The 21803-nt window shown below is 49.9% G+C and carries 16 protein-coding genes, 1 tRNA gene and 1 pseudogene; 4 read left to right on the top strand and 14 right to left on the bottom strand.

The genetic code is table 11. From position 1 onward, the window contains the following. Positions 1-169 precede the first annotated feature (169 nt). Positions 170-1504, top strand: a complete 1335-nt coding sequence (locus Q4Q54_RS16170) for a M48 family metallopeptidase (protein WP_311988971.1) — start codon at positions 170-172, stop codon at positions 1502-1504. Between the two features lie 138 nt (positions 1505-1642). Here the strand turns inward: Q4Q54_RS16170 and yedF are convergent, their stop codons facing one another. The 3 genes from yedF to fdhD all read right to left on the bottom strand — a co-directional run bounded on the left by yedF (position 1643) and on the right by fdhD (position 4040). Next, a complete protein-coding gene (gene yedF / locus Q4Q54_RS16165; protein ID WP_006084883.1) occupies positions 1643-1876 on the bottom strand; it encodes a sulfurtransferase-like selenium metabolism protein YedF in 234 nt (77 codons plus the stop codon). Beyond that, positions 1876-3090 (bottom strand): selenium metabolism membrane protein YedE/FdhT, encoded by a 1215-nt coding sequence (gene yedE / locus Q4Q54_RS16160; protein ID WP_311988970.1) that lies wholly within the window; start codon positions 3088-3090, stop codon positions 1876-1878. Before yedE ends, yedF begins: the two co-directional genes overlap by 1 nt. 113 nt (positions 3091-3203) lie before the next feature. Further along, entirely contained in the window at positions 3204-4040 is an 837-nt protein-coding gene (gene fdhD, locus Q4Q54_RS16155; protein ID WP_311988969.1) for a formate dehydrogenase accessory sulfurtransferase FdhD, read from the bottom strand. A gap of 141 nt (positions 4041-4181) precedes the next feature. On the opposite strand from fdhD, the gene Q4Q54_RS16150 reads away from it, so the two are divergent. After that, positions 4182-4276: transfer RNA gene (locus Q4Q54_RS16150), tRNA-Sec, on the top strand. A 93-nt stretch (positions 4277-4369) separates the two neighbouring features. Here the strand turns inward: Q4Q54_RS16150 and selB are convergent. The 9 genes and pseudogenes from selB to hutC form a co-directional block, all read right to left on the bottom strand. After that, positions 4370-6163 (bottom strand): annotated as a pseudogene (selB, locus tag Q4Q54_RS21670) (selenocysteine-specific translation elongation factor); the annotation flags it as partial. Between the two features lie 2 nt (positions 6164-6165). Beyond that, positions 6166-7587, bottom strand: a complete 1422-nt coding sequence (gene selA, locus Q4Q54_RS16135) for an L-seryl-tRNA(Sec) selenium transferase (RefSeq protein WP_311988967.1) — start codon at positions 7585-7587, stop codon at positions 6166-6168. Positions 7588-7644: 57 nt separating this feature from the next. Then, positions 7645-8553, bottom strand: a complete 909-nt coding sequence (gene fdhE, locus Q4Q54_RS16130) for a formate dehydrogenase accessory protein FdhE (RefSeq protein WP_311988966.1) — start codon at positions 8551-8553, stop codon at positions 7645-7647. Next, positions 8553-9194 carry a formate dehydrogenase subunit gamma gene (locus tag Q4Q54_RS16125; RefSeq protein ID WP_006084873.1) on the bottom strand — a complete coding sequence of 214 codons (642 nt, stop codon included), beginning with the start codon at positions 9192-9194 and terminating at the stop codon, positions 8553-8555. Before Q4Q54_RS16125 ends, fdhE begins: the two co-directional genes overlap by 1 nt. Next, entirely contained in the window at positions 9191-10102 is a 912-nt protein-coding gene (gene fdxH / locus Q4Q54_RS16120; protein ID WP_310795622.1) for a formate dehydrogenase subunit beta, read from the bottom strand. The genes Q4Q54_RS16125 and fdxH overlap by 4 nt, the downstream gene beginning before the upstream one ends. 2 nt (positions 10103-10104) lie before the next feature. Further along, positions 10105-13119, bottom strand: a complete 3015-nt coding sequence (gene fdnG / locus Q4Q54_RS16115; RefSeq protein ID WP_311988965.1) for a formate dehydrogenase-N subunit alpha — start codon at positions 13117-13119, stop codon at positions 10105-10107. A gap of 711 nt (positions 13120-13830) precedes the next feature. Beyond that, positions 13831-15372 carry a histidine ammonia-lyase gene (gene hutH, locus Q4Q54_RS16110; protein ID WP_311988964.1) on the bottom strand — a complete coding sequence of 514 codons (1542 nt, stop codon included), beginning with the start codon at positions 15370-15372 and terminating at the stop codon, positions 13831-13833. 52 nt (positions 15373-15424) lie between these two features. Continuing rightward, positions 15425-17092, bottom strand: a complete 1668-nt coding sequence (gene hutU / locus Q4Q54_RS16105; protein ID WP_311988963.1) for a urocanate hydratase — start codon at positions 17090-17092, stop codon at positions 15425-15427. A 155-nt stretch (positions 17093-17247) separates the two neighbouring features. Next, positions 17248-17955: a histidine utilization repressor gene (hutC, locus tag Q4Q54_RS16100; protein WP_259521658.1), complete on the bottom strand. Its 708-nt coding sequence runs from the start codon at positions 17953-17955 to the stop codon at positions 17248-17250. A gap of 233 nt (positions 17956-18188) precedes the next feature. Here hutC and hutI point away from each other — a divergent pair, with 233 nt between their 5' ends. Further along, complete coding sequence (gene hutI / locus Q4Q54_RS16095) at positions 18189-19415, top strand: imidazolonepropionase (protein WP_311988962.1); 1227 nt, start codon at positions 18189-18191, stop codon at positions 19413-19415. A gap of 114 nt (positions 19416-19529) precedes the next feature. Here hutI and Q4Q54_RS16090 read toward each other — a convergent pair whose 3' ends face one another. Both Q4Q54_RS16090 and Q4Q54_RS16085 read right to left on the bottom strand, forming a co-directional pair. After that, a complete protein-coding gene (locus tag Q4Q54_RS16090) occupies positions 19530-20282 on the bottom strand; it encodes a siderophore-interacting protein (RefSeq protein WP_311988961.1) in 753 nt (250 codons plus the stop codon). After that, on the bottom strand, positions 20275-20844 hold the full coding sequence (locus Q4Q54_RS16085; protein ID WP_311988960.1) for a MarR family winged helix-turn-helix transcriptional regulator: 570 nt from the start codon (positions 20842-20844) through the stop codon (positions 20275-20277). The genes Q4Q54_RS16090 and Q4Q54_RS16085 overlap by 8 nt, the downstream gene beginning before the upstream one ends. Positions 20845-21516: 672 nt before the next feature. Here Q4Q54_RS16085 and Q4Q54_RS16080 point away from each other — a divergent pair. After that, positions 21517-21803: hypothetical protein (locus Q4Q54_RS16080; RefSeq protein ID WP_311988959.1), on the top strand; the 287-nt coding region annotated here is incomplete at its 3' end.

Below are 21803 nucleotides of genomic sequence, written 5' to 3'. Positions count from 1 at the left end.
TAAAAGCCGCAAGATCCTGACACAAGCTTCCTACCCCAGTTGCGCTTAATGCTGATTTAACCGAATCACAGAACGGTTAATTTTGGCATTACGCGTGATAGTGGTTGAATTTTCGAGCGAAATTGACTATTTTCACGCCGCTTGTCACTTCACTAGGAAAAGGATCAACATGGAACAAGTTATTACCCCAACCGCAGGGAAAGATAATCCCATCCAAATGACAGATATTGTCTATTCGAAGGAAAAATCGCTGTTCACTCTGTTAGCGATTATCTCAGGGATCGTCTGGGCAGCATTGATCATAGGTACTTTGGGCATGGCCCTGCTCTATGTGTTGATGTTTTTCATTATTTATCTTTTCAGCCACTCCGCTTTTATTAGCTACCTAAAAGGGACGGCTGTCGAAATCAATGCTGAGCAATTCCCTGAATTACATAAACAATATTTAGCATGCTGCGATCGTTTAGAAATGAAAGAGCCACCACGAGCTTACTTGTTGGCCGCCGATGGCATGCTCAACGCGCTGGCAACCCGCTTCCTCGGCCGTAACTATATAGTGCTATTTTCATCGATTGTGGATGCGCTTGAGTCCGATAAAGATGCACTTAACTTCTATATCGGCCACGAATTAGGCCATATTCGTCGCAATCATATTGGCAAGGCCCCCTTTTTAGTCTTCGCCACTTGGTTGCCTTTAGTGGGTGCGGCTTATTCTCGCGCCTGCGAATATACCTGCGATCTCCACGGGTTACGTTGCTGCAACAGCTTACATTCTGCCACCAATGCCGTCGCCGTATTAGCCGCTGGCGTAGAGCAATGGAAACGTATGAATGTGGATCAATATATCCGCCAAGCTCGCGAATCGAGTGGTTTTTGGATGTCACTGCACGAGCTTAACGGCAGCTATCCTTGGCTGACTAAACGTATGGCAAGAGTCGACGCCAAAGCGCAGGGAACGGAATACACGCCGCCATCACGCAGTGCATGGGCATTTGTATTTAGCCTCTTTATGCCACGCATGGGCACAGCAGGCGGTGGACTCATTATTTTTGCTGCGATTATTGGTGTTGCCGCCGCAGTTGCGTTGCCAGCGTACAAGCAATATCAAGAAAAGATGAGTGCCGCCACGAGTTATGAAGCCCCGGCCGCAACCGAAGCGACACCAGCAGCTATGACTGTGCCTGACGCAACACTCGCCATTGCCAGTATCGATCAGCAGCACCAAGCATTAACGCCGATCACCGACATCTTAGCCGGTTACTATCAAACCAACAAAGCTTGGCCAACCGAATTGGATGTGCTTGGACTCACGGACGAGCAGATTGCGAAATTTAATTTGTACACAGATGGCATAGTCGGCTTTGTCGGAGGCGAAGCCCTCGGTGATTATCAAGGCTACGAAGTCTATCTATCGCCACAAGTTGATGAGCAAAGCAATATCACTTGGGTATGCAGCAGTAGCGACATTCCCGACGAATATCTGCCAATAGATTGCCAAGGCTAAGCCTGAGTTAACTCGGTTAGATATCGACTACAGGAAACTTTTCAAAAGGAAGTTAATTGTATTTCCAAAGGAAATAGAAAAAGGCACAAACTTATGTTTGTGCCTTTTTCAGTTTTACGCCTCAGTGAAAATCAGTCACTAACGCTGGATCAGATAACGAATCGTTGGTCCATTCTGCTCAATTTCTAACACTTTATAGCCATGATTTTTAGCATCGAGAGGAATATTATTGATGGACTGCGGACAGTCACTGATCACCTCGAGAATTTCACCGGGCTTTAACTTAGGCATAGCTTCAAGGGTGGCCACAGCAGGATAAGGGCAAGGTTCCCCCACCATATCGAGTTGATAATCTGGAACATATTGATTCATTACGCCGCCTCCGCTAGCAATTGTTCATCACGCTTCGCCTTGCGAGCAAAGAAACGTTTTTCCCATAACAACATAGCGCCAAAGGAAAGTCCCAGCAGCACATAGGTCAGCAATAAACCGCCTTTATCACCAAAGCTGGTTAATAAATTCACTTTGTCCCAGTTGGTCGCTAAAGGTTGAGCTAGGTCATCCCAGTAATACGCCAGTAAAGTCGAACCTAACACGTTGCCTAAACCGACCCACCAGAAATGCACTTGGCCTTCAACTGCACGGTACATCCAGCCCGTTTCACAACCACCAGCAAGCACAATACCAAAACCAAACAGCAAGCCGCCGATCACCGCATTAGGACCCGCCCACATGATTTTGGGGGGCACACCCAGTTGCACATAGCTGTAAATGCCTATCGCACTGACCGCCATACCTAAGATAATGGCCTTCGCCATGTGAGTACGACCAGTGATCCACATATCGCGGAACGCTGAGGTAAAGCAGATTTGTGCCCGTTCAATTAACAGACCAAATCCGACTCCGCAAAGCATAGCTATGCCGAGTTTAGGCGCATTGAACATAGTCAATAAGCCCCAACCGACGATGCCGACAAACACTAACATACCGATGCGGAAACGACGTCGAGCCTGATTTTCATCCTGCTTAATCGAAGTCGCTTTATTTACCTTCTTCAGCTTAACCGGAATACGGAACATAGGCAGTAAGGTAAATCTTGCACCAAAGTAAGAGCCCGCAGCGGTCGCCAGAGCAAAGAACCAAGCATGCAAAGAGAACTGCGGAATACCCGTGAAGAAGGCTGCAAGGTTACAACCCATAGCCAAACGCGCACCAAAGCCAGCAATAATGCCGCCGATCAGTGCCTGAGCAATACGGATACGGCTCTGTGGCATACGCAATTTGACGTTATTGGCCCAGAGTGCCGCCGCAATACAGCCACCAAACATACCGATGATCATCATGCCGTCGATGCGATCTAAAGGAGATCCCTGTAAACCTATCACTTTGAAATAACCCCAGGTTTCAGGCTCTGCACCTAAAAACTGCATCAAATGTCCGCCCCAACGGGTAAATTCCCCCGTCACCGCCCAGAAGGTGCCAGTTAAGCCAAAATAGTAAGTAGAAAGGATACCGGCGGCAATTACCGCGGGCATAGGCGCCCAAAAACGGACTAAATATTCTTGTTTAAATTGTTGCCATGTCATGTCATTACCCTAATGAACGAGACTATAAAAAAATAAGCACAATGCGCTTATAACCTTTATGCCACAATGATTTAGGTTGTTATATACAACGCCAATCTTAAGTGGCCTCACGCTTAAATGGCTTTGGCTAAGCTAGCGCAGTGCTGTCCCAACAGTCGATAACCGTGGGTGTAGAGCGCTGCCCTGCCATTGCGGCAAAAACCGATAAGCGTGATATTGCTTTTCTCTGCTAATTCCAACGCCAGTGAAGTCACGGCGGACATAGCAAACAGAATTTGGATATTGGCACTGGCGGCCTTTTGCACCATTTCGAAACTGGCACGGCTGGTGAGCAATACGGCGACAGGACGCTGTGCCTTACACATTGAGAATCCGCCGATTAATTTATCCAGTGCAATGTGCCGACCAATGTCTTCAAAGGCGGCGATGATTTGTCCATCTTGATCTAAGCCCATGGCCGCATGCGTTGCACCCGTGAGCTTAAAATGTTGTTGATTATCTTTGACTTGTTCGAGGGCAAACTGCAGGTGATCGATATTAAATCTGGCGTCCGAGTCGACGCGGATAACGGGCTTAACCGCCTCTTCCAACTGAGCCACACCGCAAAGACCACAGCCAGTTCGCCCCGCCATATTGCGCCTGTGCTGCTTGAGTTCCATAAAGCATCTTTGGGTGATTTCCACTTGAATAAGCACGCCTTCGGGAGTGAATTCGAGATCCACGCCTTTAATTTCATTCACATGGGAAACAATCCGCTCCGACAAGGTAAAGCCAATGGCAAACTCTTCGAGGTTTTCGGGGCTGGCTAACATCACAGTGTGTGAAATGCCGTTGTACACCAGTGCCACACGCACCTCGTTGGCGACATAATCGGTCAAATCCGATGCCTGTCCCAGCTCTAACAGGACTACGTTTCTCTCTGTAACCACAGCGTGTGAATGATATTCCATAGCGCCCTCTAAAAACTACAAAACCAAATAAAAACAATTAGTTTGATAACAATTTAAGACTTGTATCACAAACCCATAAACTAAATACGAATCGCCTTGAATCATCTTTACGCATTTTCTACTATCCCTAGGTCTTCTATTGGAAGAACGTCGTCTCCGGTGAGGCGTCCGGATTTCAAATCCGGGTAGGGCTGCCAGCAGTCCTGGGTAGGTTCGACTCCTATGTTCTTCCGCCAATTCTCATGGGAATAAAACAGTTCCCCATCCCGGATCTCCCGACTGTTACTGCGATACTTCCTACGAGTAAAACCACTGCGGTCAAAAAACTCCAACAGCTGAATACTGACCTTACGGCCAAGGCCAATTAGATCCTTAAACTCTGCGGTTTCAAGCTTGCCGTGGGTTTCCACATGCTCACGCACCAAATTGGCGTAATGGCACAACTGCTCGCTCAGCAGATATCTGTCCTTCACCACCGCGGTAATAAAGCCCTGTTGCACCAGTTGAAAGCACAGCAATCTGAGTTTGGCGGGCTCGAGTTCCAGATATTCCCCCATCTCAGTCACCCACACAGGGGACGTTTGCTGCGCCAACCAAGGAGCCAAGCGTTGCCAGCACTGCTGCGCCTCGCTATCGAGGACAATTCTGTGATCCGCCAACTGCAGCAAGGCACCGCGCAGCACCATCTGCCCATCTTGGCAGAGGCTATCGAGCACCTTATTGGCAAGCTCGTTGGGTAATATGCTGTGGCTCATACGTTGCAGACGATTACGCCCAAGCCCTAATTGGTCGGGATGCTGTTGGTGATACTCACGTAACAGCTCGATAAACTGCTGTTTTTCTTGCTCAAGTAACTGAGTCGATAGCCCATAGGTACCGAGACGAGTCAGCCCCGCCTGCGCCAGCATAGCTGCGAGCCCTTCATCGGTTAGCTGCCAGCGCCAACGGATTTCATCAATACTGAGCGCCTCACTCTGGCCGAGTAACGCCAGCACATTCACCGGATTGGAGAGCTTAGCCAGTTGTTGCAACTTGCTGACACGCTCCGGCGTACGCTTCTTACGATTGGGGACTTTTACTGCCAGCACCCGTCCCGCACCCAGCGTTTGCTTGCCGCCAATATGCCTGAGCACTATCGGATCGTCCTGACACAGCAGCAGCGGCTTATCGAGTACAATTTCGGCCAGATAACGCCCCTGCTCATCGGCTTCATCCAGAAGCGATACTCGCCCTAAGGTATGCTCGGCGCCGTGGTGACAATGCACATTTTGCCAATGGCTGATGGGTTCGAAACTGCGAATTTGCACTACGGGTCTGGCGCACAGCTCAGCCTGAGGCAGGTTGCTTAACCAGTCGCCGCGGGCGGGCGCCCTGTGGTTATCGACACCGGTAAGATTTAAGGCGACCCGAGTGCCACTTAAGGCCCTGTGGACTTCCATCCCTTGGCAGTGAATGCCGCGCACCCGTAATTTTGCTTTTTGCCCAGAGCTGTAGAGGCTATCGCCGATACACACACTGCCGCTAATCACAGTGCCAGTGACCACACAGCCGGCGCCTTTAACGCTAAAGGCGCGATCGAGCGTCATCCTAAAGCTGCTGGCATCTTCCGCTTGGGTCGATTGCTGCTCGGCGATCTCTAAAATATGTTGTTTAAGGGTGTCTACCCCCGTATCGCCTGCATCATTCGCGCAAACCTCAAATACGCCACTGGCCTCGATACCGTATTCGGCAAGCAGCGCGATTCCCTCTAGGATCAACTTGGCGGCGGTTTGGTCATCGACCAAATCCCGCTTGGTCAGCACTAAGGTCAAACTTTTTAGCGGTAAAAGCGCGAGGATTTGCAGATGCTCGCGGGTTTGCGGCATCACGCCGTCGTCACAGGCCAACACCAGCAGCGCGTGGCGCACATGGCTCACGCCCACCAGCATGTTATTGATGAATTTTTCATGGCCGGGCACATCGATAAAGGCTAAACGAGAGCCATCTCGCAGTGGCATAAAGGCGTAACCGAGATCGATAGTCATGCCACGGCGTTTTTCTTCGGGGAGCCTGTCGGTGTTCATCCCCGTCAAGGCACGGATCAACGTGCTCTTGCCGTGGTCGACGTGGCCCGCGGTGACCATAATCATAGCTGCACACCTAAGGTGCTGAGTTCAGCCAATAATTCGGCCTCATCATCGATACCCCGCAAGTCGAGACGAAGTTGATCTTGGGTCATTCGACCAATCACAGGCCGCTGCGCCTGCTTAAAATGCTGCTCGAGCAGCGTTAGACTGCCGCCCTCTTGCGCGTTAAAGCACAGGGCGATTGAGGGTAAAAAGGTGTCTGGCTGCGAGCCGCTACCGACTTGGGTTTGGCACTCCACTAGCTCTATGCCATAGCTCGGGGCAAACAGTGGCGCTAAGGCGCGCTGCAGGCGCTCACCAATCTGGCGCAACTCTGCTTGGCTGCGGGCAAACTTGGCCATAATCGGCAGTTCCCGATCTAAGGTTTCGGGGTTGAGATAGTGGATCAGCGTCGCCTCGAGCGCCGCTAGAATCAGCTTGTCGCAGCGCAATGCACGCTTGAGCGGATGACTTTGAAGCTTATTAATTAACGCCTGCTTACCGACAATCAGGCCCGATTGCGGGCCGCCGAGGAGTTTATCGCCAGAGAAGCTAACCAGATCAACCCCATCCGCCAACATGGCTTGGGGGGTTGGCTCTTGTTTTAGGCCAAAACGGCGTAAGTCGGTGAGTGAACCACTGCCAAGATCCGAGATCAGCGCAACCCCACGATCGCGGCAGAGTTGGCCTAATCTGGCCTCATCCACCGAAGCGGTAAAGCCACTGATATGGTAGTTGCTGGTATGCACCTTCATGATGGCAGCGGTATTCTCAGTGATCGCCTGCTCATAGTCCTTGAGGTGAGTACGATTAGTGCTGCCGACCTCCACTAAGGTGCAGCCCGCTTGGCGCATAATGTCAGGAATGCGAAAGGCGCCGCCAATTTCCACCAGCTCGCCGCGGGAGACGATCACTTCTTTACCCGCTGCGACCGCCGACAACATCAGCAACACAGCGGCGGCGTTGTTATTCACCACGCAGCAGGCTTCAGCCCCTGTTAAGCGCTGGATTAACCCACTAATGGCATTATCCCTATGGCCGCGCTCACCCGCTGCCAACTCAAATTCCAGCGGCGTCGGATAACGCATCACAGAGGTCACGGCACGAATGGCCGCTTCAGACTGCTGGGCGCGGCCAAGATTGGTATGCAGTATGGTTCCCGTGAGGTTCCACACGGGTTTTAGACTATGGCTATAGTCCTTAGACAATTGATCAACCAAATATCCGTTCAATAATGACGGGTTAGCACACCAAGCGGGTAAACGTCGCTCCTGGGCTATCAGCTCACGCGCCGTGCGTAACTGGCTATCCAGCGCCGCCTTTACCGCCGCTTTACCATAGCTTTGCAGCAGGGGCGCCAATATCGCATCGGCGAGCAGACTGTCCATCGACGGCAGCGCGCGGTACAGGGCTTGGGGTGTATCGGGTACTTGGATCATCATTTGTATCATCTTGATAAATATAAGGGGAAGGACTCAGTGAGCCCTTCCCGACTTTGGTTATTGCTCAGTTTCGTGGGCCAGCAGCAATGGATTGACCGTGGTCGCCCCAAAGCCCTTGGCATTTAGCTCACTGTCGAGCATCAAGGTCGCTAAGTCGTCGGCCGCCACATCCATCAGCGGTGACTTTTCAACGAACAGCATCTTAGTGTAACCATGGCATTCGTCGCAGCTCTCGATACGCACCTGCGCATTGGCATCGTCAAATGACCAAAGGGTCATCTCCTTATCCTGACCACAGCTAGTGCAATGGGCACGAATGTAATGCCATTCGCTCTCACACAAACTGCAATGCAGATAACGCAGACCCGCCCTCGGCTCATCCACGATTACGCTCGCGACCGGATGACAACCGCAAATCGGACATAGGCTTTGCTGCGCCACCTTGCGTTGGTCTATTCGTTTGATCACCATAGGCGCCCAGTGGGACCAGTAGACCCCCATCGCCGCCCAGATAAACAAACTGAAGCGCGCAGGCACTGCGCTCATATGTCCCTGACGCAACGCATTGCCCCACGAGGTGAGTTGTTCTGGAGATTGCTGCATCAACAACCGCAGCACTCGCGCCATATCCTCATCCACCTGCGGCAACAAATCACTTAACAGTTGCTGTAGCAGTCCTTGCCAATAGCTATCTGCCTCTGAGCCCAAGCGGGAAAGCGGAGTCGCCTCATCTTTCCCCCAAGCGAGCAGTTGACCGAAGTCAGCCTCCGCCGCCAATCTGGCCTGAATCGCAACCACACGGCGGCATAGCTCAAAGTAGTCGGCCAGCGGCGAGTCCTTGGCCAACGACAACAAACGCTGCGCCCGTCTGTGATACACAGCTTGGGGATCTGCCGCTTTTAACGGTTTTAGTTCCAGCGGCGATTCGCTGCCGGGGACCAGAGGTATCTCGGCTGTATGACTCATTATTTTTTCTCCACGTCCGAATGTTCATCCAACATCACAGGGTGATGTTTGCGGCACCAAGCCTTAGAGACTTTGCCGTAAAGCATGCCCGTGACCGACCCTTCCACCCATGTCGCCATCCAGAAATGCACCATCACAAAAATCAACATGATGAGCGCACAAATGGCGTGCAACAGAATGGCCCAACCCACTACTGTGGCGGAGAAATAGGGCGCAAAATACGGTTGCCACATGATGATCCCCGTCACGGTTAAAGTGACAGACGTCAGCACGAAAGCGCGAAACAATACCTTTTGCCCTGGGTTGTAATGGCCGATAGGCGGGATTTTCTCCTCGTTCTCGAACATCACATCCTTGATGGCGAGCATCCAAGCGAGATCGTGTTTTTCCCATTTGTTGTGTTTGTAGTAACGCACCAACATCAACATCAGCGGTAAGCACATCATCAAGCCCGCAATAGGGTGAATAAACTTCGCCAATTGCGGTGTGCCCGCTATCGCCCCCAACCATTGAAACGACGGATAGAAGAAGGAGAAGCCAGTGAGAAAGGTCACTAGGCCAACTGCGACAATGAACCAATGACAGATGCGATCGAACAGCTTGTGACGCACTATCATTTCTTGCTTATCATGCTTGCTCATTTGTCGGCCTCCTCTTCCTGCTTAGCCTCTTCCTCTGGCGGTTGATAACCCGGCTGGTCCTCTTCCACTATGTTGCGACCGACGGTAATCTTATGCAGACAAGCGACAGCGGCAGTGGCAAGAATGCCCATAGTGCCTAAAGGTTTGACCCAGTCTTGCCACAGAGTCAGTGACAGCGGGATCTGCGGGTTATCCGGCATGTTGTAGCTTTCGGGCTGATTGATATCGTGCAATATCATCATCATACCCGTACCACCTACACCCTCAGGGTTATAGAGTCCTGCCTTAGCGAAGCCCCTTTCCTTCAGTTCTTCGACCCGTTTTTGCGAGTAAAACAACATGTCCTCACGGGTGCCAAAACGCAGCGCCCCTGTGGTACAGGACTTAACACAGGAAGGTTCCAATCCCACGGCCAAACGGTCAGAGCACATAGTGCACTTGTAGGCCTTGTTGTCCTTAGGATCGATTTTGGGCACATCGAAGGGACAAGCACTGGCGCAATAACCGCAGCCGATACACTTGTCCGAATCGAAGTCCACCACACCATTGGCGTGCTGGATAATCGCGCCCGAGGTCGAACAGGCAGTTAAGCAGGCAGGGTCGGCACAGTGCATACAGGCCGAGTGGGTAAATTGCCAACGCAGCTTGTTGCTTTCCATCACCTCATGGAACTCCATCAGGGTCCAACATTGGCCCGATAGCGACATAGGGTTTTGGTAACTACCTTGGAACGTGCCCACTTCTTCCCGTAAATCATTCCACTCAGAACACGCCACTTGGCAGGCTTTACAGCCATTACACTTAGTGGCGTCGAACAGCTTGGCGACCTTTTCTGACGAATTACGCCCCTTTGCCGCAGGCGTCACCGCTGAAGTACCGGAGCGGCGGATAATGTCTTGTGATGCCATAATCAGAGCCCCTTAGCTTTAGTGATGTTAACCAAAAATGCTTTGAACTCAGGCACCTGTGTATTTGCATCCCCCACTTCCGTGGTGAGCACGTTACAGGAGTAACTCTTACGAGTGAGCGCATTATGGCTGCCGTGACGGGGTAACCCGACGGTATGAACTAACTGACCATTCACCTTTAACGGCTGCAGACGTTTAGTCACTAAGGCTTTGGTTTCAATGCTGCCACGTTTAGAGCTGACAGTGACCCAATCCCCATTGGCGATACCTTTTTCTGCCGCCAACATTTCATCGATTTCGACGAAGGTTTCCGGCATAGAAATCGCTGCCAAACGGGCATGAGTAGACCAAAAATTAAAGTGCTCAGTTACACAGTAAGTGGTTGCCACATAAGGGAAGTCCTTATGTGAACCTAAGGTTTCTTTCACACCTGGCAACATACGTACCGCAGGGTTACTGGTCACTTTGTGCAGCGGATTCACTCCAATAGGCGACTCCATCGGCTCGTAGTGCTCAGGGAACGGGCCTTCGGCCAACAACTTAAGGGCGAAGAATCGACCCACACCTTCGGGCTGCATGATGAAGGGGCCAGCGGATTCCTGTGGTGTTAACTTCATGTTGAAGTCGCCCACATCGATACCGTGCCACTTACCGTCAACCCACTCGACGATAGTACGTTTTGGATCCCAAGGTTTACCGTTGATATCGCAAGAAGCGCGGTTATACAGCACACGACGGTTTGCTGGCCATGCGAATGCCCAGCCCGGAGTGACACCTTTACCCGAAGGATCATGGTTGTCGCGGCGAGCCATCAGGTTGCCTTCTTCGGTCCAAGAACCCGCATAAATCCAACAGGCGCTAGCAGTACTACCATCGGCTTTGAGTTCAGAGAAGCTACTGAGCTGACGCTGAGTGACGAGATCCTTACCGTTAAGCTCGCGAGCAACTTCTTCGGCATGCGGCGAGTAAGGATTGTGGTAATCCCAACTTATCGCTTGCACTGGCTCAGGCAATTTACCGCCCTCTTGTTTGTACAGTTCACGCATCGCCATCAAGACGCCGGAGAGGATCTCAGCATCTGGCTTGGCTTCACCCGGCGGGTTAGCGCCCTTCCAATGCCACTGCATCCAACGTCCAGAGTTGACAATGGAACCTTCTTCCTCGGCAAAACACGTCGTCGGTAAGCGGAACACTTCCGTCATGATTTCAGCAGGATTCACCTCGTTGAAGCCATCGGCGTTTTGCCAGAAGGTTGCGGTTTCCGTTGCCAAGGCATCCAGCACCACCATGTACTTAAGATTACTCAGAGCTTTGAGTACCTTATTGCGGTTCGGCATGGAATTAATGGCGTTAACCCCTTGGATAATGTAGCCATTCACTTCACCGTGGAAAGCCATGTCTAAGTGCTTAGTAAAGTCGTACTGTTTATCCCACTTAGGCACCCAGTCATAACCAAAGTCATTTTCAACCGTGGCGTTATCGCCCCAGAAGCTCTTCATTTGTGAAATAAAGAATTTAGGGTAATTTTGCCAATAGTTGGTTTGACCTGGGCGCAAGGCGACAGGCGTGTAACGATCGAGATAGGTCTTAAGATCAGTGTCTTTTTCACTCGGTAACTTCAAGTAACCAGGCAAGCTTTGGCACAATAAACCCATATCGGTCGCGCCTTGCACGTTAGAGTGACCACGCAGTGCGTTAACGCCACCGCCCAACACCCCAATGTTACCCAGCAGCAACTGCACCATAGCCATAGAGCGAATGTTCTGCGCCCCTTTAGTATGGTGAGTCCAACCTAAGGCATACATAAAAGTGGCGGCTCTATCGTGGGTATGAGTGCTGCCAATTTGCTGGCAAACCATCTCATAGTCCGGAATCGGCGTACCGGTAATATTGCTTACTGTTTCAAAGTCATAGCGATCTACATGTTGCTTCATTAAGTTCCACACGCAGCGTGGATGCTCGAAGCTAGGATCGACTTTCGCGTAACCCTGTTCGTCTAACTCGTAGTACCAAGACTCTTTATCGTAGCTATCGGTTTCTTCATCGAAGCCGCTGAACAGACCTTCACTAAAGGAGAAGTCTTCGCGCACTATGTAACTGGCATTGGTATAAGCCTTCACATAGTCGTAGTTCACTTGTTTGGTTTCAATAAGATAGCGGATCACCCCGAGCAGGAAGGCGATATCTGTGCCCGAACGGATCGGCGCATAATAATCGGCCACAGCGGCGCTACGGGTGAAGCGAGGATCGACCACCAAAAGTTTAGCCTTGTTATGTTGCATAGCTTCTGTAACCCAGCCGAATCCGACAGGGTGAGCCTCCGCAGCATTACCGCCCATGATAATGATCAAATTAGAATTTTTAATATCGATCCAGTGGTTGGTCATGGCACCACGTCCAAATGTCGGAGCAAGACTTGCTACCGTTGGAGAGTGTCAGTTACGCGCAATAGTATCGATTGCAACTAGGCCCAGTGCCCGTGCAAATTTCTGGGTGATATAGCCGCCTTCGTTCGGCATCGCCGACGAGGTCATCATCCCAGTGCTAAGCCAACGGTTAACCGTCGTCCCGGCAGAATTCTTTTCAATCAAGTTAGCATCACGATCATCTTTCATCAGGCGGGCGATGCGTTGGTAAGCTTCGCTCCAGCTGATACGTGTCCATTCATTGCTGCCTGGCGCACGGTACTCTGGGTATTTAAGACGATTGGGACTATTGACATAATCCACTAGACCAGCGCCCTTAGGACACAAGGCCCCGCGGTTAACTGGATGGTCTGCATCCCCTTCGATATGGAAAATAGTTTGTTCGGCGTTTTTGCCGTTACTTCCTTTGCTGTACATCAGCAATCCGCAACCCACTGAGCAATAGCAGCAGTTATTGCGGGTTTCTTTCGCGCTAATGAGTTTGAATTCCCGAACGGCCGCATAGGCCTTTTCGGACATCAATCCCAACGCAGAAATTGCTGAGGTGGCAGCTCCGGCAGCACACAGTCTAAAAAACTGGCGTCTGTTCATTGCGTCCTCTCACACTCTTGTCGTTATGAGTCTAGTGGTTGCTGTGGTGAAAATTGCAACCGATCGAGTGGGCCCACTTAAAGACCACACTTAATTTAAGATTATCCTTAAAGAGGAAATAGATAACAAATTATGACATGAGATCGAGATCGCAAATAATCAATCACAAAACTTAAATCCAAATAAATAAATAATATTGAAATTAAAAACTTTAAATAATGTAAAAAACACTTAATTAAAGAGTTAAAACCCAATAATACCAAAAGGACAATTTGTCTATCAATGCAGGTCCATATTGTCCCACAACCTAACAATATGGTTATTAAAAATAGTTTTATATATTAAAATGTGTATAACGATGGCGGATAAAAACACAAAAGTGACGGTTCATTGAGGGGTAAGTAGCCACTGAAATTGACAATGTAAAGATCAGCGCAAAAAATGCAGAGTCGGCGGTGTTAAACACACCAAAATGGCAAAGATGAGGATCGAGCTAAAAAGGCAAAACACTCAAGAAAAAGGCAAAACACTCAAGAAAAAGGCATAAGAAATCCACTTATGCCTGCATTTTGTTTTATTTCAGCAGTTATGTTTAGCAAGTTGGGGAGTTAATCCTGAGTATTTCAGCAAAAGCGCCCCAATACACCCAACTCAACCGAGTCAACCGAGTCAACAACGGCTTAGTCGTTTACTCACTCGGAGCTAAAACGCTTAAAAGCTCGCTAGCGTTCCTGCTGGCAGGTAAGCGTTAAAACTCGCTGTATATAACAGGTCTGTCGCGGCTTCGATATCTGGTGCGAAGTACCTGTCTTTATCGTAATAGGCGACGACTTCACGCAATTCGGCCTTGGCTTTGGCAACCGCCGCGCTTGGCGTTAATGGCGCGCGGAAATCCAACCCTTGCGCGGCAGCTAACAATTCAATGGCTAACACACCACGAGTGTTTTCACTCATATCGCGTAAACGACGGGCCGCAAAAGTCGCCATAGAGACGTGATCTTCTTGGTTAGCAGATGTCGGTAAACTGTCTACCGACGCTGGATGGGCGTAGGTTTTGTTCTCGGATGCTAAAGCTGCCGCAGTGACTTGAGCGATCATAAAGCCTGAGTTCACGCCGCCGTTTTTCACTAGGAAAGGCGGCAGTTTCGACAGGCTAGAATCAATTAACAGTGCGATACGACGCTCGGCAATAGAACCCAGTTCGGCAATCGCAATCGCCAGATTATCCGCCGCCATAGCCACAGGTTCAGCGTGGAAGTTACCGCCCGAAATGATATCGCCAGTGTCTTGGAACACCAGTGGGTTATCGGTTACGCCGTTGGCTTCAGTGCCTAACACATCGGCCGCATGGCGAATTTGCGTTAAACAAGCACCCAACACCTGTGGCTGACAGCGCAGTGAGTAAGGATCTTGCACCTTTTCACAGTTAGCGTGACTTAAGCTGATCTCAGACTCTTCGCCCAATAGATGACGGAAAATCATGGCCGAATCGATTTGACCTTTTTGGCCGCGCGCCGCATGGATACGTGGATCGAATGGGCTACGGCTACCCATAGCGGCTTCGACACTCATGGCACCGACCACAGAACTCGCCGCAAACAAGTCTTCAGCGTGGAATAACCCTTCCAGCGCTAGCGCAGTCGAGGCTTGCGTGCCGTTAAGCAAAGCGAGCCCTTCTTTAGCCGCTAAATCGATTGGCTTAAGGCCGGCGATTGCTAAACCTTCGGCGGCAGAAATTAACTCACCTCGATAGCTCATTTCGCCTTCACCCAGCATAGGCAAACACATGTGCGCCAGTGGCGCTAAGTCACCCGAGGCGCCGACTGAACCTTTTTCTGGCACGCAGGGATAGACTTCGGCGTTCACTAAACTGATTAAAAAGTTAATCACTTCTAAACGAATGCCTGAAAAACCACGGCTTAATGAATTGATTTTTAACACCATCATCAAGCGCACTGTGGCGTCTTGCATGTATTGGCCCGTACCTGCGGCGTGCGACAACACGATTGAGCGTTGCAGCAATTGCAGATCTTCGGGCGCTATCTTGGTATTGGCCAACAAGCCAAAACCCGTGTTGATGCCGTAAACGGTACGGCCTTCATCCAGCACTTTTTGCACGATTTGCGCGCTGGTGTTGATGTCAGTAATGGCCTCTGGCGCGAGTTCGAGTGTTAGCTTATGACGGCTGATTTCGCGTAATTGCGCTAGGCTCAAGCTGCCCGGCGTTAACACTAAGTGATTCACAGATTTCATATTTTTAGCTCCAAGCTTTTAGTTATTATTGTTATTTAGTCGTTAGCATCGGCTAGTCTTGCATAGGTAAATCGAGGCCCTGCTCTTTGGCGCAGTTTTTCGCAATCTCGTAGCCCGCATCGGCATGGCGCATCACGCCTGTCGCTGGGTCATTCCACAGCACACGGCCAACCCGTTTTGCTGCCGCGTCGGTTCCGTCACACACAATCACCACACCCGAGTGTTGGCTAAAGCCCATGCCGACGCCGCCGCCATGGTGTAATGACACCCAAGTTGCGCCGCTGGCGGTGTTGAGTAGTGCATTCAATAATGGCCAATCAGATACCGCATCTGAACCGTCCAGCATAGATTCGGTTTCGCGGTTCGGGCTGGCAACAGAGCCAGAATCTAAGTGGTCGCGACCAATCACCACGGGCGCCGACAACTCACCATTTTTGACCATTTCATTAAAGGCCAATGCCAAACGGGCACGATCTTTTAAGCCGACCCAGCAGATACGCGCAGGCAGACCTTGGAAGGCGATACGCTCGCGTGCCATGTCTAACCAGTTGTGCAGGTGTGGATTATCTGGGATCAGTTCTTTGACTTTAGCGTCGGTTTTGTAGATATCTTCAGGATCGCCAGATAACGCCACCCAGCGGAACGGGCCAATGCCTTCACAGAACAGCGGACGAATGTATGCAGGCACAAAGCCAGGGAAATCAAAGGCGTTTTCAACGCCCATTTCAAACGCCATTTGGCGAATGTTGTTACCGTAATCAAGTGTGGCTGCGCCGGCAGCTTGCAGGTCGAGCATGGCTTGTACTTGCACCGCCATCGAGGCTTTCGCCGCTTTCACTACGCCCGCTTCATCGGTTTTACGCATGTCGGCGGCCTGTGCCATAGTCCAACCCTGTGGCAAATAGCCATTTAGCGGGTCGTGGGCCGAGGTTTGGTCGGTTACCACATCTGGTGTAACGCCGCGCTTAACCAGTTCGGCAAACACATCGGCGGCATTCGCTAATAAGCCCACAGATACTGGCTTGCCAGCTTGGTTCGCTTCTTCAATCATGGTTAATGCTTCATCGAGCGAAGTAGCTTTCTTGTCAACATAGCGGGTGCGCAAACGGAAATCGATGCGGGTCTCGTCGACTTCACAGGCTAACACAGAGAAGCCCGCCATAGTGCCCGCCAGCGTTTGCGCGCCGCCCATGCCGCCTAACCCGCCAGTGAGGATCCATTTACCTTTGGAGATACCCTCAAAGTGCTGTTTCGCTACAGACACAAAGGTCTCGTAGGTACCTTGAACTATGCCTTGAGTGCCTATGTAGATCCAAGAACCCGCCGTCATCTGGCCATACATGGCCAAACCTAACTTATCTAACTCGTTGAAATGCTCCCAGTTCGCCCAATGTGGTACTAGGTTTGAGTTAGCGATTAACACGCGCGGCGCATCGGCGTGGGTGCGAAATACGCCCACAGGTTTGCCCGATTGCACTAATAAGGTTTCGTCATCTTCGAGGCGTTGTAAGACTTCGATGATTTTGTCGTAGCAATCCCAATCGCGGGCGGCGCGGCCAATACCACCATAGACGACTAAGTCTTCTGGGCGCTCGGCGACATCTGGATGTAAGTTGTTCATTAACATACGCATTGGCGCTTCTGTGAGCCAACTCTTACAGCTTAATTGTGTGCCATGCGGTGCAATAATACGGCGGCTTGGGTCGTGGCGCTTATCCATTGAATTTTCCTCTTTCAACCTGTGGTGCTAACTCGTATTCGCTAAGTCGCTAATACGGGTTAGCACTATTGTTTTTATTGTGTTTTTATCTTTTAACTTATAAAGGTACAGCTATTAGAGTGACTGATTTACATCTGTTAATCACGCCACTGGCGTTACTTGCTAAAGGTTAAGTGGCCGCCGAGTTTAAAGCGGCTACCTGGATGAACTAATTTTGCGAAACTCACGACGCCTTGGCGTGACCAAGTGCGGCGTAAAATCTGTAAACAGGGCTCAGTGGCGGGGATTTCAAGCCTTTGCTGTAATTCGGCGCTGGCGATAATCGCCTCAATCGTGTGATGCGCCTCGGTCAACGGTGCCACTTGGGATAAATATTCGTGGGGCGTCTGCAAGGTAAAATCCTGCAATAAATAGTCGGGCACCAACTCGGGGTTCACGAAACGCTCCTCGACTTGCAGCGGTAAACCTTGCTCGCAATGCACTAAGATCGAATGAAATACCTTTGCACCGCGCTCAAGCCCAAGGGAAATTGCAATAGTCGTGCTGGCAACGGTTTGTTCTAACACCCATTGCTGTACGCTATAGCCGTGACCGCGGTCTTTAATCTCATCGGCAATATTACGAATCGCCAACATAGATGACTGGGATTTACGCCCAGCCACAAAGGTGCCAAGCCCTTGGGAGCGTTCGAGTACGCCGCTATCCGTCAGCTCAGTTAGCGCACGTCGCGCCGTCATTCGGCTGCAGGTAAATAAGTCGGCCAGCTGATTCTCGGAAGGCACGCGGGCGTTTTCTTCCCACTCGCCAGATTCGATAGAGGAAATAATGTATTGCTTAATTTCTGCAAACTTAGGAATAGCCAAAACACATCCTCTTAAATTCAGCTTCTTGTTCCTGTGCCCTTGCGAAAGTCATGCTTGCTAAAGGGGCGCAGACGAAGGCGACAAAGACACGGGTCTGTCATGCCACTTTCAAACGGTGAAAATAGCGGCTACAATCCTAGCTTGTATATACAAGTAAATACAAGCTAGCTCACATAAATTTAATAAACCGTTAATCACTTGGTTAACATCTGCCAGCACAGCGAGGGGAATACATGTCTTGGGATCAGGTTTGGATTGACGTTAACTTAGCCACAATGGACCCTTCCATATCAGCACCTTATGGCGCGATCACCAACGCGGCCATCGCAGTTAAAGATGGCAAAATTGCTTGGCTTGGCCCCCGCAGCGAACTGCCCGCCTTCGATGTGTTGTCCATTCCTGTTTACAGAGGCAAAGGCGGCTGGATCACCCCAGGATTGATTGATGCCCACACCCACTTAATCTTTGCCGGTAATCGCGCCAATGAATTTGAGTTACGCCTACAAGGCGCGAGTTACGAAGAAATTGCCCGCTCAGGTGGCGGTATTATTTCGACCGTTAAAGCCTGCCGCGAAGCGGATGAAGCAGAGTTATTTGAACTCGGCCGTCAACGCTTAAACGCGCTGGCCAAGGAAGGGGTGACTACGGTTGAGATCAAATCAGGTTACGGCTTAGATACTGAAACTGAATTGAAAATCCTGCGTGTCGCCCGCGAGCTCGGCAAGCATCACCACGTAGATGTGAAGACCACATTCCTTGGCGCCCATGCGATTCCGCCAGAATATAAAGACAATAGCGACGGCTATGTCGACTTAATTATCAATAAGATGCTGCCCGCCGTGATCGCCGAAAACCTTGCCGATGCGGTGGATGTGTTCTGCGAGAATATCGCCTTTAATCTTGAGCAAACCGAACGGGTACTCAGCGCAGCCAAAGCGGCGGGCTTAGAAATTAAACTCCACGCCGAGCAGCTAACCAATATGGGCGGCAGCGCACTGGCCGCACGTCTTGGCGCTAAGTCTGTGGATCATATTGAATACTTAGATGAAGCAGGCGTTAAAGCCTTAAGTGAAAGTGGCACCTGCGCCGTACTGCTGCCGGGCGCATTTTACTTTTTGCGGGAAACCCAAAAACCACCTATCGATTTACTGCGCCAATACGACGTACCTATGGTGCTCGCCAGCGACTTTAATCCCGGCTCATCACCCATCTGCTCGACCCTGCTGATGCTGAACATGGGTTGCACCCTATTCCGCCTAACCCCAGAGGAAGCGCTTGCGGGTTTAACAATCAATGCCGCCAAGGCACTAGGGATTGAAGATAACGTCGGCAGCTTAGTGGTCGGCAAACAAGCCGATTTTTGTCTGTGGGATATCGCCACGCCTGCACAACTTGCCTATTCCTACGGCGTGAATCCCTGCAAAGATGTAGTAAAAAACGGTAAGTTAGTTCATCAATAGAATGCGCGTACTCGCCGCAAATGTGCATAAGTAGCAAACAAAATAAGGTCGCAAAATCAAACTTGGCGACCTTATCTTGTTTAATGGCTCGGTTAGTTTAAAAAGGATTTAAGCTTAAACACTGGCCCCATTTTCTAACTGTTCATCTTCTTGTTTTAGCAGCTTATGCTCACCTTCGTTACAACCGATTTTCCAATAGCTCGAGGTATAAAAATGACTCTTAGGTAATGAATGCGCTTGCTTGAAGTGTCTTCTTAACGCGCGCATGCTATTAAATTCACAGGCAATCCACACGGCGGGCTCGCCAGTAAGCCAAGGTAATTGGGCAATTCGCTCGACCAAAGGGCGACCTTCGGGATCGGCCTCAGGATTAATCACCCAATGCAGCTCAACATTTTCGGGATGCACAAGAGGCTGAATGTCGGCTTCGCTTAGCACTTCAATCACAGCGTAACCCATTGCATTGTTTGGCAATTGTTCCAAGTTCACACTGATGGCGGGCAAGGCTGTCATATCACCTGCGAGTAAAAACCAATCCGCCTCAAAGTTGATCAGTTTTTTAAGTCCGGGTCCGCCAATTTGAATGAGTTCGCCCACCTGCACCGTTTTCGCCCAACTCGATGCGGGGCCGTCAGTATCGTGCAGCACAAAATCCACATCGATTTCATCATCGCGTTGCTGGCGGATAGTGTAAGTTCGCATTAATGGACGCTCACCCGCTTGTGGGAATAACAACTTGATATAGGCACTCTCTTGATCGACAGGAAATCCAGCCAATCCCGCACCGCCTAAGGTGATGCGTAACATATGCGGAGTGATATAAGTCGAGCGGATCACTTCTAGCTCACGTGGTGCAGGTTTATTCATTATGATTTTCTCCTATTGCGTTTTCTGCCGTTAAGCGCAACTCAATGGCTCCTTTTCCAGCCGTATCTTTTGGCTTACTAGATGGTCCTTTTTGAGTAAGGCAATCAGTTTCACTTTTGGCGGCAGCGGCATCATCCACACTTTTACTGATCCTATTGGCAAGTTTAATAAAAGTATCGACTTCGTCTGAACTGAGCGCCTGCGTCATGCGCGCTACGGTTTTACGTTCTGAGGCATTGATCTGAGTCATGATCTTTTCCCCCTCAGCCGTGGGTCGCAGCAACTGGCTGCGGCCATCCTTAGGGTTATCGATTTTAGTGATCAACCCACTCTGCTGTAGCTCATTAAGAACACGGGTAATTTGTGCTTTATCCCGCTGCATTCGCAGGGCGATAGACTGGGCCGTCGATTCAGGATTGCGACACACGCCCTTCAAGGCTCGGATATGAGTGACAGGTAAATCAATCTCTTGTGCAGCAATATCACTACGCAATTGCTTTTTGTAGGCATGCACTAATCTGTGCAAAGTTTCACTGAGTGACAATGAAGGCATAGAAGGCATAGAAGGCTCTCGATATAGTTGACTGTATCAACAATATCGAGATTGGTTGATTGTGTCAACTAAGCAACCATGTACTGAGTGTGCGGCAATGTGTAAATAATCAGAAAATGATTAAGCACAGGCTTTCCAGTGACACGCCATAAACTCATCCTTGAGGGCTCGACCGTGACATCCCTGTCACGAACGGTCACTGACAAACCAGTGCTTAATCTAATCAACTCCCGTGCATATTGATGACCTAATTTAGCCATCAGCCTGATGCAATTTGCGTTACAGGAAACTGCGCCACCATCACAAACTCGTTATGTTGATAATGTGCCGTCATGAAGTGAGCTTGAATCAGTTCTTAAGAGATTTGATTCATTTTAGGGTAAAAAAATGCCCTCCAATACCCGATAACAGGGCTTAAGGGCATGTTTTAGCGGAGTGATGAATCAGTCTGGTGTAGAGTGATTCACTAGCTGATTTTTGGACAAAACCGTATTGGCGGCTTTGCTAATTTAGTGGCCACACATTACTTTAAGTATGGGTGTCCTACGTCATATTGATAAACTTTGCAATACCAACACATTGGTATTTCATTGAGGCCTAGACGACCATTAAAGTGCTAATCTTGTTGCTTATTTAACTAAGCGTGTGGTTACGATGCACTTCAATTCCCAAAAGCACAATATGATAACAAGAACTCTATTTTTTATAGCGCTAATTCTATCAACAGTGGTAAACGCTTCAGAGAACTCTCAGACAACATCAAAATCGGCAGATGAACTTGCCACAGTAGAACAACTCTCAATACAGCTTAAAGAGCTTACAACAAAGCTTGAAGCTGTATCTAAAGATAATACAGAACTTAAAAATTCTATTATTCTAAATATTGAGAAAGCCCAAAAGCAATTTACTCAAATCAACAGGAAAAATACAGAGATAGCGCAATATCTTAAAGAACAAAACGTTGACTA

This window comes from Shewanella sp. SP2S2-4 (assembly GCF_031932025.1).
In the GTDB taxonomy this organism is placed as follows: domain Bacteria; phylum Pseudomonadota; class Gammaproteobacteria; order Enterobacterales; family Shewanellaceae; genus Shewanella; species Shewanella baltica.
Note: the sequence above shows the minus strand (reverse complement) of the source record. Positions and strands in the feature narration are given on the sequence as shown.